The sequence below is a fragment of the Alteromonas sp. AWJ4_199 genome (assembly GCF_056159165.1).
This window is the reverse complement of the sequence record NZ_JBSWUR010000001.1, coordinates 2,634,753-2,647,432: the sequence shown is the minus strand read 5'-3', so window position 1 is coordinate 2,647,432 and position 12,680 is coordinate 2,634,753. Positions and strand designations below refer to the sequence as shown.

Below are 12,680 nucleotides of genomic sequence, written 5' to 3'. Positions count from 1 at the left end.
GTTATCCTGCTGATGCTATGCGGGCCGCTCCAATCTGATTATTCGAGTCGGGCTGAGCACTATTTTTATTTTGTACTCGGGCACTTGTACCATTTTGTACTTTAGCGCTTGGCAAATATGAGGCAACAAAAGACACATTTAGGCTCAGACCGCGCTGCACTTCCTTTGTAGTAATGGTCGGCGAACCAAACTGCCACCATGGTTCTTTCTCTAAGGCTGCAATCACCAAAGATAGCTCAGTTTCAGAACCATCGTACTCACCTGTTATTTCACATAGCCCATTCCCACACTTTACCGACTCCAACATGAAGCGTTCTTTGTTGGAAGGTAAAGCGAAAAAGGTATTTAGTGAACCTTCTGTTTTCTTATAAAACGGGTCGGGGAGTATTGAATGAGCGCTTTCAGCGGCTTGCATGCTGACTAGTTCATTATCGTCTATATCAGTGCGCGGCGTTTCGCTTTTTGCTAGCTTTGCGGCAGGCTTAATGACTTTAAGTTCACTGGTTTCCGTGGCGCGAGAGCGCGCTAACACACTGGTTAGTCGCTCTTTCTCTGCATTGGATTCACTGAGTTGGTGTTGATAGCCAGAGAATTTATACCCCGCTACCAATGCAAACGCTATCAGCAACAACACAAGCCACGTTTTCATTCCACTTCCTTTATTGAAGTCGCTTACTTGTGATATTGCTTACTAAGGTCGTGCACCGCGTTAACAAACACGCCGGCGTTTTCAGGTGGTACGTCTAAATGAATTCCGTGGCCTAAATTAAATACGTGACCGCTTCCTTCGCCGTAGCCTTCTAAAATAGACGCCACTTCTTGCTCAATTCTTTGCGGCTGAGCGTATAACATAGAAGGGTCCATGTTGCCTTGAAGCGCTACTTTATCGCCAATACGTGCACGGGCTTCTTTAATATCGATAGTCCAATCTAAACCTACTGCGTCACAACCTGTTGCCGCAATCGACTCAAGCCACATACCACCGTTTTTCGTGAACAAGGTAACAGGCACTTTACGACCTTCATTTTCACGGGTCAGCCCACTAACAATGCGCTCCATGTATTGAAGTGAAAACTCTTTATAGTCACGAGGAGACAATACACCGCCCCAAGTATCGAATACCATGACTGACTGCGCGCCCGCTGCGATTTGAGCATTGAGGTACTCAGTTACAGAGTCGGCTAATTTGGCTAACAATGCGTGCAGCGTGGCTGGCTCCGCGAATGCCATTTTTTTAATTTTGGTAAAGGCCTTACTTGAACCACCTTCGATCATATAGGTAGCTAGTGTCCAAGGGCTTCCAGAAAAGCCAATTAATGGTACTTCACCTTTTAGCTCTCGGCGAATGGTGCGAACAGCATTCATTACATACTGCAGCTCACCTTCTGGATCCGGCAGGCCAATTTTATCTACATCCGCTTTGCATGTAATCGGATTTTTAAAACGAGGACCTTCTCCTGTTTCAAAGTAAAGACCAAGCCCCATTGCATCTGGGATAGTCAAAATATCAGAGAAAAGAATAGCGGCATCGAGAGGAAAGCGGCGTAAAGGCTGCAGCGTTACTTCACAGGCAAGCTCTGCATTTTTGCATAACGACATAAAGTCGCCTGCTACTGCACGGGTCGCTTTATACTCTGGAAGGTAACGTCCTGCTTGTCGCATCATCCATACAGGTGTCATATCAACCGGCTGCTTAAGTAATGCACGTAAGTAACGATCATTCTTCAACGCGGGCTTATCAACACTGGGGAAATTTTGCGACATATAACTCACCTAAATAACTGTCTATATTTGAACCGCGAAGTATACCAGCATTCTGAACAAGGTGTGCTAAAACCTGAATTAAAAAGTCGATGTTTTAATGACAAATCGACGTAGTGTCGATAATTAAAGACGAACATTCCTTGCACATTGTTTAAAAAGTAACTTGCACTTAAAGTGAGTGTTTGCTATTACTATAACCGTTAAATAAAAGAAGCCCTTTATGGGACCGTGCTAAATGTATTGAAACCCTGCTTCGGCAGGGTTTTTTATTTGTCTCCGATGAGAGACACTGTTTTCTCGATTAGCTGCCCAGCGATAGACACTTTAGGCGGAATAGTCGGCAGTGCATCCACTTCGAACCACTGTGCGTCATCTATCTCGTTTTCTTGGCAACGAATTTCTCCGCCATCATACTCAGCAATAAAACCTACCATAAGTGAGTGAGGAAACGGCCAAGGCTGGCTGTTGTAGTAACGCAAGTTTTTAACTTTTACACCAACCTCTTCAAATACTTCTCGATGGACGGCTTGCTCTAAACTCTCCCCGCTTTCAACAAAGCCGGCAAGGGTCGAATACATATTAGACTCCTTGTGGCGAACCCCTTTTGCTAATAGTATTTTTTCATTGTTGTGAATAGAAACGATAATACATGGGGACACCCTTGGATAGGTGCGATGCTGACAGCGGTAACACTGCATAGCCATCTCCCAATCTACACGCTCGGTTTTCGCACCGCACTGGCCACAAAACTGGTGTGTTCGTAAAAAGTGAATGTATTGCCAAGCTCTACCAATAACAGAAAAAGCAATGTCGTATTCTGCAAACAAAAGTTGTCTAAGCGATACTTTTTCCCAACCGGGTTCATCTATGTGTTCAGCGCCTAAATCTACAACAAAGACAGGTAATTCTCTGTGTGCTGTTTCGTTTAACGGCGGGAGTTGATGTATTTCGTTAACATATGACGCTAGGAAAGGAATTTCACTCAGATAAGCAACGGGAATAGACTCAGATGATTCTTGTACTAGAACTTTTCCACGACTAAAAACCACCCACATCGCCTGCTGGGAGGACAACTTCCCTTCATCTAACTTTATCATCATCTCATGTTACTCCTACGCTTCTGTACTTCATAATACACTAGGGCTGATAAAGGTTACTGTACATTCTGACCAAAATTTGTAAATTCAAGACAAATAACCCGTCCACTGCGTGTTAGTCTGCCTTAGCACCATGTTTTTACTGCAAACTTTTTCGTGCAAAATTTGTGTCGCTAGTGCACGGTGTTATACTGAAACTTATTGTCGCTAAACGGGTAGCACATACAATGTTGCAACAGTTGGAAAGCGTAAAATCTAAATGGGGTGGCAAAAGTCAGGTCATAGACCGTTGGCTTTTAGACAGACAAGCTTTACTAGTCTCGTACTGTGAACTTGCCGGCATTAACAGTCAGAGCGAGTGTTTACCCGATGCCGATGAAATCGCAAACTTTTGTGGTGCTTTACTCGATTATCTCTCTGCTGGTCACTTCGAAGTTTTCGATATTTTAGTTGAGGGTGACAGTGAGGGTTCGGCACTGCGGGACAAGCTTTACCCTGAATTGACAAAAACCACTGACGCCGCACTGGAATTCAATGATACGTTTGCGCAAGCAGTGACGCCAGAGCAGGCTGCAGGCTTTGATTCTGCCTTAGCCAAGCTTGGAGAAACATTAGAAGAGCGTTTTGCCTTGGAAGATGAGTTAATTGCTCACGTTCACACAAACAAACGTGATCCAGAAGTAGCGCTTTAATATAACAATGAAAGTCGAGTTTACGGTTATCATCAATGAACAAAACCACACTTATCCATAAGGCACGCGCGTATTGTGAACAGCGCGGCGCTAGATTTACACCGCTTAGAGAAAAGGTGTACGAGATTCTTGTATCAAAGCACGGCCCCATGGGTGCTTATGAACTACTCGACTCATTAAAAGAAACGGAGTCCAGTGCAAAACCTGCCACCGTGTATCGCGCTTTAGATTTTCTTCTCGATTTTGGTTTCATTCATCGCTTAGAGTCTACCAATGCGTTCGTAGCTTGTTACCATTTCGGATGTAACCACCCCGTTCAGTTCTTAATTTGTGACAGCTGTGGAGATGTTGCTGAAATTCAATCTGAAGGTCTTCAAGATACTCTCGATAATCAGGCCAAACAGCACGGCTTTAAAGTCTCAAAACAAACGATCGAGGCCCATGGATTATGTGCCGACTGCCAACAAACCGAAGAGCACACTGACCAGGAGAGTGTACATGAATGCTGATTTTGTGAACCCTTTTATTGCCGGCCTGCTAAACGTGCTAGAAACGATGGCACAAACAAAGTTGACACCGGGCAAGCCCAAACGCAAACAGAGTGATATCGCGAAAGGTGACGTTTCTGGTTTGATAGGCATGGTAGGTCCAGATGTTCGCGGTTCTATGTCTATCACGTTTGATGAATCACTTGCCCTTACAATTATGGAGCGAATGGTTGGAGAGCGCCCTGAAAAACTCGATGCTGAAGTGGGTGATATGGTTGGTGAAGTTACCAATATGATTTGCGGAAACGCAAAACGAGATCTTGCAGAACGCGGGTTCGAGTTTGGAATGGCGACACCTATCGTTGTGTCGGGAAAGCAACACACTATCAGCCATCAGGTTGATGGCGCTAAAATTATTCTCCCCTTTATGTGTGATGAGGGATTAGCGCATTTGGAAATCTGTTTTGACAAATAATTTCTGGCACTCTGAAAAAATTACACTCGACAGTTACCCCAGAGGATTTCACCTAATAACCGACCAAGTGGAATCTGCGCTACCGAATATTCGCCATGTTGAAGTTGGGCTGCTACACCTATGGCTTCAACATACCAGCGCAAGCTTAACGATAAACGAAAATGCCGACCCTACGGTGAGGCACGATATGGAAGCTTTCTTCAACCATAGTGTAAAAGAAGAACTTTCTTTTTTCAGGCATACTTATGAAGGTAAAGATGATATGCCTGCTCACTTAAAATCGAGTATACTAGGCTGTCAACTTACCATTCCTGTCCAACAAGGCAAACTTGCACTTGGTACGTGGCAGGGTATCATGCTCGGTGAACACCGAGATCATGGTGGAAGACGAACAATTATTGCCACATTACAAGGGATAGCAGCCTAACCCATATTATAAATGGCACAATTTGTGCTGGCATTATTTGCTAAGCACAACACAAAATTATCAAAAATCGATAATCACTCAACGTTAAACAGGATGTGACTATGAAACAACACTTTAAAATGGCAGCGCTATCTCTTGCTGTACTTTCATCTACTAGTGCATTTGCTCAAGACTCTTCTGAGCCAGAGTATAAAAACTGGTTCGGCCTTTCTGGCATGTACTACAACACTGATGACTCACGCCCGCTAGACCTTACTGAAGGCGAGTTATACGACGACGGCCGTGGTGTATCTTTTGAATACGGTTTCCGTTTCACTCAAAGCTGGGCTGCTCGTGTTGAATTTACAGCGCTAGACCTTGATTATGCTGGCGGCGGTGACGACAGCGGCGAGATGGTTGGTGTTGACGCACTTTATTTCATGCCTAACGATGCATGGTTCGTGTTTGGTGGTGTTAAGCGCCAAGCTGTGGGTGAGTCAACTACGCTAGGTAACATCGGTATCGGTAAACACTGGGACCTTCATGAAAGCGTTAAGCTTGTTACTGAAATCGCGGCATACCACGACTTTGGTGAAGACTACAACGATTACAGCATTAAGCTAGGTATCGCTGTACCATTTGGCAAATCTACACCTGCTGCTCCTAAAGACAGCGACAACGACGGTGTTGTAGATGGTAAAGACCAGTGCCCAATGACTCCAGCTGGCGTTCGCGTTGATGCGACTGGTTGCAGCGTTGATAACGACAACGACGGCGTTCTAAACAGCGTTGATCAGTGTCCTAACACTCCAGCTGGCACTAAAGTAGATGCTACTGGTTGTGCACTTAAAGATGCCGACAATGACGGCGTTGTAGACAGCAAAGACATGTGCCCTGATACTCCAGCAGGCGTTAAAGTTGACGCTAAAGGCTGTACAGTGTTTGACGAAGAGACGGTAGAAATTACGCTACGCGTTCTATTCGACAACGAAAGTGCTGTTGTTAAAATGCCTAAAGATCCAGAAATCTCTGAATTTGCTGAGTTCATGAAGCAGTATCCTTCAACAACTGCGGTAGTAGAAGGCCATACTTCTGCACCAGGTTCTGAAGCGTACAACATGGACCTTTCTAAGCGTCGTGCTGCTAACTTCAAAGAAGTAATGGTAGACATGTACGGTATCGACAGCTCTCGCCTAGAGACTATCGGTTACGGCGAAACTCAGCTTCTAGACGAAGGCAATAATGCTGAAGCACACCGTGTTAACCGTCGCATTTCAGTGACAGTTAAAGACACAGTGAAAGTAGCTGAAGAAAAGTAATTCATATTATATGAATTGAAGAAGGCGCCGAAAGGCGCCTTTTTTGTATCTATCGACCCGTCCTAAATAGCGTTTTGCAGAAACGAATGCAGCACGCTATTCAACCACAGCTTGGAAATTACTTAGACAATTAACTCGACCAAAGATAGGGCGTTAGTACTCATCTGCGATGGCTGGGCCTGCGTAGTTATCAAAACGAGAAAACTGGCCCTGGAAGGTAAGTCGGCAGGTACCGATTGGACCGTTACGTTGTTTACCAATAATGATCTCTGCAATGCCTTTATATTCACTGTTTTCGTGATAAACCTCATCACGATAAATAAACATAATAAGGTCGGCATCCTGCTCGATTGAACCAGACTCACGAAGGTCAGAGTTAACGGGGCGTTTATCGGCACGTTGCTCAAGCGTACGGTTAAGCTGCGACAGTGCAACTACAGGTACTTCAAGTTCTTTAGCCAGCGCTTTTAATGACCGTGATATTTCGGCAATTTCTAATGTACGGTTATCGCTTAGCGACGGTACTCGCATTAGCTGAAGGTAATCCACCATGATAAGGCTAATCCCGCCGCGCTCCCGTGCAAGCTTACGGGCTCGGCTTCGCACGTCCATTGGTGTTAGACCGGAAGAGTCATCAACAAATAAGCTGTCTTTGTCTTTGAGCATAGCCATGGTGTTGGATATACGTGCCCAGTCCTCATCATCTAGCTGTGCAGTACGGATTTTAGTTTGGTCTACGCGACTTAACGATGCCAACATACGCATCATGATTTGTTCAGAAGGCATCTCTAGACTGAAGACTAGCACTGGCTTTTCTTCTGCCATCATGGCGTTTTCAATCAAGTTCATGGCAAAGGTAGTTTTACCCATCGATGGACGCGCCGCCACAATGATAAGATCAGAAGGCTGCATACCACTGGTCATTTTATCTAGATCGGTAAAGCCCGTTGTAACACCCGTTACTTCTTTATTAGTTTTTACCAGCTCTTCTAGACGGTCGATGGTCTTACCTAGAATAGATTCGACATCACGAGGCCCCTCGTTTTCACCAGTTCTTCGCTCGGCGATTTCGAATACTTTACTTTCCGCAAGATCAAGAATGTCTGCACTGTCTCGGCCTTCAGGGTTGTAGCCTACTTCAGCAATTTCATGGGCTACACCGATTAGCTCCCGTGTTATAGCGCGTTCGCTGATAATTTGCGCATAAGAGACGACATTTGCAGAACTCGGGGTATTTTTTGCTAACTCGCCGAGATAAGCAAAACCACCCGCATCTTCGAGTTCATCGTGCTTCTCAAGCTCTTCGGATACGGTAATAAGATCTATCGGCTGACTGCTATTGAGCAATCGCGTGATAGCACGGAAGATTATTTGATGTGAACGATTATAAAAGTCGTTATCGGTAACGAGTTCCGCGACCTTATCCCAACTTTCAGGGTCGATAAGCATGCTGCCTAAAACAGACTGCTCGGCCTCAATGCTATGAGGGGGAACCTTCAATTTATCAACATTTTTATCGTTGTTAGACGCAGACGCCACAAGTAAAGCCTATTCTGATGCACAAAAACCAGTTGGATATTATGCGCTTTTAACGCACATGTCACAACAAAGGAAGCAGGTCTTTTATTACGAGAGCCTAAAAAGACCGCTTAGGCTATAGCGCTTTTTCTAGCTTCAAAAACGTACCATCTACCAAGGTGTAAGTATTGATATTTTCCTGAAAAATCAGTGTCGACCCAATGATTGCCTCGCTATCTGAACAATCCAAATTAACTTGGGTGATCTTGTCATCACTAAAGTCTAATGAAGAAGGTGATGTCCCAAAAGTAGCGTGAAAGTCACTTCCACTCATCTCTTCAGATGTATACACAGGCGACTCGCAAAAGGCTTGGTCAAGTTTCGCCTTCTCTTTTTCATAGGTTACAGAGCGCCCGAGAAACTGCTCTGATTCAGCTGTTGAGTGAGCAGTTATGCCCACATTATAAGCCTTAGTAACAACCCAAGTCCCTTCATAATAAGCGGGCTCTTGAACAGCACAACCTAAGGTTAGCGCACATATCCCAAACGCACCAATAACTAGGCTATGAAACCGCCAAAACCTTTTGACGTGTCCAATAATACTCAATTGACTCTCCACATATAAAATTCATTAAAAATAAGTAGTGTAACGTAGAAGCCCTATATAAAATTCACTTGAAGTCACTTGACTATAGAGCCTTAAACCTTTTTTATGGTTCTCACTAAACGCCCAAATACCAACATTCAGCGACCAAAGAAAAAAGCTGCGTTTACTCGCAGCTTTTCAACAATCACTTCATTGATGATTAATAAATGTGGACTAAATTCATTTTTTCAACCTAAAGTTTCAATTGGGTTGCCTATAGCTTATTCAGTTTTGGTCTATTTCAACCCGACCGTGTACCGTAGAGATATCTACATTTGCAGCGCCACCGTTGTGGATAAAGCGTAGCCAGCTACCCGGGCCATACTTCGGTTTTTGGGCTTTTTCATCGCTAATATTATTCACAATATTTCCACCTGCGTGTGTCTCAATATCAAACTGGGCTGACACATCATCTTGGAAAACAAATTCCATCGCACCACCAACCGAATTGGCTTTAATACTGCCATTCGAATTCAGCCCCAATTTAGCGAAAGTACGGCCGTTAACGGTATTTATCTGCAGGCTATCAATATTTTGCAACGATAGATCAATACGTCCATTCACAGTTTCAACAGATAAGTCAGGGCTGCTCGATGCTATATCAAGCTTTCCATTTACCGCTGTAAAACTCACAGGCGTGGTACCTTCGTGCGTTGCTTCTATATCGCCGTTAACCGTGCCGGCTTCTAAACGGCCTCTGACGTTCTTTAATAAGATATCGCCATTCACAGATTCAACCTCTACGCGCTCACCAATGTTTTCCAGCGTGACATTGCCGTTAACAACTTCTACATCTACCGCTTTTGTTATTCCTTTAGCTTTCACATCCGCGTTAACTGCGGTGTAATGAAGGTCGCTTGCCGATGGCACGTAAATTATCAGGTCGTCACCATCTCGACTCTTCTGATACCAACTCTTTGAGTGGTGCTCTACCTCCACGTGAATAACAATAACATCGCCGCGCTTTTCGAAAATAAATTCTTCGGTTTGATCACCAAGCTCTCCTGTTACCCGTACCTGAGCTTTATCCCACACTCGGATGTCAGCCTTTCCATCGATATGTTCAATATCAACTTTAGGAGAGGATGAGGTATCAATGGTTTTATCAACTTTTTCACCCGCAAAGGCGGCAGTAGCAATGCTTAATAATGTCGTAGTTAGCACAGCTTTAACCCTGTTCGATGTGCTGAACGTGTGCGTTAACTTATCCGATATTGTGTTTTTCATATTTTTAGTCATTTTAAAGCCCTTATTAAATTTGCTGCCACTTGGGCGCGTGCACTCGCTCAATTAAGGCAATTTGCTGTTGATATACATGATGCAGCATCTTTATTAATGCTGAGTTGTCTGGATCGTCTTTTAACGCCGCTTTAATAACATCCGCGGCATCATCTAATTCTTTCAGCTGCTCCTGCCAGTCTTGGGTTAGCGCAGGTGTACTTTCATAACTTGCTAGCAGGCTGTTAACTTGCTGCTGCTGTTGGCTGCTCATTGCGTCAATTAACGCGTATCCACTGCTTCGACTTTCATCGCTTTTGAACGCAAAGGGAGCAGCAAACCACAAGACAGTGACCAAACAAACACTGGCAGCTATAGCCATCCATTGTCTTGAAGTTACCGTAGAACGTGAGCTCTCTTCATTTGAAGCATCGCTCTGTTGAGACGCTATGCCTAGCTCAATTCCACGCCATAGATCCCGTTCTGGATGTTTCTCCTTCGATAACCCAGACACATGCTGAGCAAGCTTGTCATCAAAATCACTCATCATCGACTCCCATAAAATCTTTCAATAATTGCTTAGCACGGAAAAATTGCGCTTTGCTTGAGCCCACTGCCATATTCAACATGTTGGCAATGTCTTCGTGTCGGTATCCTTCAAGTGCGTGAAGTACAAAAACCATTCTGGCACGCTCTGGTAGGCGAATAATCAATGCTTCCAAATCCACATCGGTGCTGTTCTCTTGCGCTGGCATTTCGTTAATGCCGCTATTTTCCAAGTTAAACATGCGCTGCACCCAGCCTTTCTGTTTGCGCATGTAGGAAATGGTAATGTTTGCCGTTACACTATGTAGCCACGTAGAAAACTGGCTTTGCCCATCGAAATTATCAAGCTTTTTCCACAGCTGAATAAAGACTTCCTGAGACGCATCCTCTGCCATGCCTTTTTCACCAGTAAGCCGATAACACAGTGCGTAGACTCTGCCAATATGTTCGTCGTAAAGAGACCTAAACGCCTGTTTGTCGCCCTCTTTCGCTTTAGATATAAGCTCGTGTTCGCCTTTGTTACCAAACACCACATTGGCGTGTACAACACGTTGTTGTGTGTGCTCCATTATTTTCTCTTTGTTATTTGTGATGCTGATTAGCATTATTAGTGTTATAAGGTTAGTCGTACCCTATAGTAGAAAGGTTTAAATACACAAAAATAATTTTTTGGAGTTGCCATGTCTGCCACCTTTACTGTTAATGCTTTGTTTGCTGGAAAACCTCAACCGCTTGGTCCTCGTGGGGCACCAAGTAGTATTGTTAAAGCCTCCGTCGATGCGTTAACCGTGCACATGGACAGAACCGATGAAGACGAACAAGCCAACAAACGTCTTCACGGTGGGCCAGAAAAAGTGCTTCATCAATTCAATCCGACCAACTATCTAACATTAAGAAAACACTTTCCTGAAGGCGAATTCTCGCTAGGCAGTATTGGCGAAAACATCAGTGTTGAAGGCATGGACGATGCCACCGTTTATATCGGAGACATTTGGAAGTTCGGCGAGGTAGAGTTGCAAGTAAGTGCACCGCGTGCGCCTTGCAATAAAATTTCTCACCGCTTTGGCATCCCCAACTTAGATAGATTTGTTGGAGAGCGAGGCATTACTGGCTGGTACTACCGAGTTATTAAAATCGGCACCATTAACGTTGGCGACGAAGTGACACTACTGCATCGTGAAGACGATACAGTCAATGTTCACACCCTAATGCAGTGCGCACACACGAAAGCCGACAAAGCATTGGCTGAAAAGCTAGCTAAGCTGGAACCGCTTGATGATGAGTGGCGCGGAAAATGCCAAAAGATTGCTGGTAAGATTGCGAATAAATAGGCCATTTATCCGTAGCTTAAATTAAAAAGACGCCTGTTCACCTTCATTCAAAATAACCCAAGGCATAGCGGGTTCTAGTTGCTTTTTCATTTTCATCAGTCGAAATAGCGCAGAATGTGAGGTTTTGTCACCCATCATCCAGCTCGCATTTCCATAGCCCCAGGGCACTACGGCTTTACAGCCTAGGTCTTGGGCCGCAACGATGGCATCTTCTGGCGTTGTATGTACCTTGCGATACCATTTAGGTGAGGTTTCGCTGAAATAAGACGCTATGGGTAACAGGCAAACATCAATATCACCAAAGCGAGCTTTAATATCTTTGAAGTGAGGTGAGTACCCTGTATCCCCCGCAAAAAATAAGGTGTTACCTTCATGTTCAAAGACCCAGCCGCCCCATAATGTTGCATTGTCGTCCTCATATAAATACGGCACCCAAATTCGGTTACTGAAGTGATGAGCTGGCACGAAGTGAACAGAGGTTTTGCCTACGTTTTTGCTGGTGTACCACGCCATTTCATTAACCGTATAGCCTCTATTAGGAAAATGCGCTGCGAAACCTAACGGAACAAGATATTCTGGCTTTGTCCCTAATTCGGCAATATCGGCCTTATTAAAATGATCGTAATGAATATGGGAATAGACCACTGCATCGGTTTGTGTGAGTTTGTCTTCATCTACCTTAGCGGGTTCTTTGCGGCTGAACCCCTCCGCCAATCGAAACGCCCAGTTAACGGGCCAATCAAACTGCCCAAACACGGGGTCGATAAGTATTTGCTCGCCACCTGCGGTATTGAGTAAAAAGCTTGCGTGCCCTAACCAGGTAACGGTAAAGCCGGTGTTTAAGTTCACTGGCGGGTTGTTGCCAACAAACTGACAATTTTGCATGTCACTTTCACATTCGATATCTGCAGACGCTGGGTAGCAATCATCAGTACAGGTGACGGGGTAAGTCTTAAAACGGCCGTAAATATTGCTAAATCTATCCTCGAAGCCCGGTGTATCTGAGTACTTAATTACCGCTTCGTCACTATCAACCTGAGTAACCTTATTCGGCATTGCGCACCCTGTCACATTAATTGAAATTAAAACAGTGGCTGCAACAGTCGCTAAAAACGTCCTCTGCTTTGTTAGCTTATCTAAACAGCTCATCATTTTTAGTATTCCGTCCTTGTAATTCAAC

The 12,680-nt window shown here is 44.5% G+C and carries 15 protein-coding genes; 6 read left to right on the top strand and 9 right to left on the bottom strand.

Going from position 1 to position 12,680, the window contains the following annotated elements; genetic code table 11:
- Position 1: 1 nt before the first annotated feature.
- From ACXAER_RS11610 to nudC, 3 genes are all read right to left on the bottom strand, one after another.
- Positions 2 to 649 (bottom strand): hypothetical protein, encoded by a 648-nt coding sequence (locus ACXAER_RS11610; protein ID WP_474829387.1) that lies wholly within the window; start codon positions 647 to 649, stop codon positions 2 to 4.
- A gap of 23 nt (positions 650 to 672) precedes the next feature.
- Positions 673 to 1,764, bottom strand: a complete 1,092-nt coding sequence (gene hemE, locus ACXAER_RS11605; protein ID WP_179984851.1) for a uroporphyrinogen decarboxylase — start codon at positions 1,762 to 1,764, stop codon at positions 673 to 675.
- A 266-nt stretch (positions 1,765 to 2,030) separates the two neighbouring features.
- On the bottom strand, positions 2,031 to 2,864 hold the full coding sequence (gene nudC / locus ACXAER_RS11600; RefSeq protein ID WP_474829384.1) for an NAD(+) diphosphatase: 834 nt from the start codon (positions 2,862 to 2,864) through the stop codon (positions 2,031 to 2,033).
- A 224-nt stretch (positions 2,865 to 3,088) separates the two neighbouring features.
- Between nudC and rsd the strand changes: the two genes are divergently transcribed.
- The 5 genes from rsd (at position 3,089) to ACXAER_RS11575 (ending at position 6,241) form a co-directional block, all read left to right on the top strand.
- Positions 3,089 to 3,553 carry a sigma D regulator gene (rsd, locus tag ACXAER_RS11595; protein ID WP_474829382.1) on the top strand — a complete coding sequence of 155 codons (465 nt, stop codon included), beginning with the start codon at positions 3,089 to 3,091 and terminating at the stop codon, positions 3,551 to 3,553.
- 35 nt (positions 3,554 to 3,588) lie between these two features.
- Positions 3,589 to 4,062 carry a transcriptional repressor gene (locus tag ACXAER_RS11590; protein ID WP_474804052.1) on the top strand — a complete coding sequence of 158 codons (474 nt, stop codon included), beginning with the start codon at positions 3,589 to 3,591 and terminating at the stop codon, positions 4,060 to 4,062.
- On the top strand, positions 4,052 to 4,516 hold the full coding sequence (locus ACXAER_RS11585) for a chemotaxis protein CheX (RefSeq protein ID WP_118491578.1): 465 nt from the start codon (positions 4,052 to 4,054) through the stop codon (positions 4,514 to 4,516). Before ACXAER_RS11590 ends, ACXAER_RS11585 begins: the two co-directional genes overlap by 11 nt.
- On the top strand, positions 4,506 to 4,943 hold the full coding sequence (locus tag ACXAER_RS11580) for a secondary thiamine-phosphate synthase enzyme YjbQ (protein ID WP_269918476.1): 438 nt from the start codon (positions 4,506 to 4,508) through the stop codon (positions 4,941 to 4,943). The genes ACXAER_RS11585 and ACXAER_RS11580 overlap by 11 nt, the downstream gene beginning before the upstream one ends.
- 101 nt (positions 4,944 to 5,044) lie before the next feature.
- Complete coding sequence (locus ACXAER_RS11575) at positions 5,045 to 6,241, top strand: OmpA family protein (RefSeq protein WP_474829379.1); 1,197 nt, start codon at positions 5,045 to 5,047, stop codon at positions 6,239 to 6,241.
- A 153-nt stretch (positions 6,242 to 6,394) separates the two neighbouring features.
- On the opposite strand, the gene dnaB is transcribed toward ACXAER_RS11575, so the two are convergent.
- The 5 genes from dnaB to ACXAER_RS11550 form a co-directional block, all read right to left on the bottom strand.
- Positions 6,395 to 7,780 (bottom strand): replicative DNA helicase, encoded by a 1,386-nt coding sequence (gene dnaB / locus ACXAER_RS11570; protein ID WP_179984856.1) that lies wholly within the window; start codon positions 7,778 to 7,780, stop codon positions 6,395 to 6,397.
- Between the two features lie 115 nt (positions 7,781 to 7,895).
- Positions 7,896 to 8,366, bottom strand: a complete 471-nt coding sequence (locus tag ACXAER_RS11565; protein ID WP_474829376.1) for a hypothetical protein — start codon at positions 8,364 to 8,366, stop codon at positions 7,896 to 7,898.
- A 264-nt stretch (positions 8,367 to 8,630) separates the two neighbouring features.
- Positions 8,631 to 9,644 (bottom strand): DUF4097 family beta strand repeat-containing protein, encoded by a 1,014-nt coding sequence (locus ACXAER_RS11560; RefSeq protein ID WP_474829375.1) that lies wholly within the window; start codon positions 9,642 to 9,644, stop codon positions 8,631 to 8,633.
- 13 nt (positions 9,645 to 9,657) lie between these two features.
- Positions 9,658 to 10,170 (bottom strand): hypothetical protein, encoded by a 513-nt coding sequence (locus ACXAER_RS11555; RefSeq protein WP_474829373.1) that lies wholly within the window; start codon positions 10,168 to 10,170, stop codon positions 9,658 to 9,660.
- Positions 10,163 to 10,738, bottom strand: coding sequence for an RNA polymerase sigma factor (locus tag ACXAER_RS11550; RefSeq protein ID WP_474829371.1), 576 nt, complete (start codon positions 10,736 to 10,738; stop codon positions 10,163 to 10,165). The genes ACXAER_RS11555 and ACXAER_RS11550 overlap by 8 nt, the downstream gene beginning before the upstream one ends.
- A 111-nt stretch (positions 10,739 to 10,849) precedes the next feature.
- Here ACXAER_RS11550 and ACXAER_RS11545 point away from each other — a divergent pair, with 111 nt between their 5' ends.
- Positions 10,850 to 11,500 (top strand): MOSC domain-containing protein, encoded by a 651-nt coding sequence (locus tag ACXAER_RS11545; RefSeq protein ID WP_474829369.1) that lies wholly within the window; start codon positions 10,850 to 10,852, stop codon positions 11,498 to 11,500.
- 21 nt (positions 11,501 to 11,521) lie between these two features.
- Here ACXAER_RS11545 and ACXAER_RS11540 read toward each other — a convergent pair whose 3' ends face one another.
- A complete protein-coding gene (locus tag ACXAER_RS11540; protein WP_474829367.1) occupies positions 11,522 to 12,652 on the bottom strand; it encodes an MBL fold metallo-hydrolase in 1,131 nt (376 codons plus the stop codon).
- Between the last annotated feature and the right edge of the window lie 28 nt (positions 12,653 to 12,680).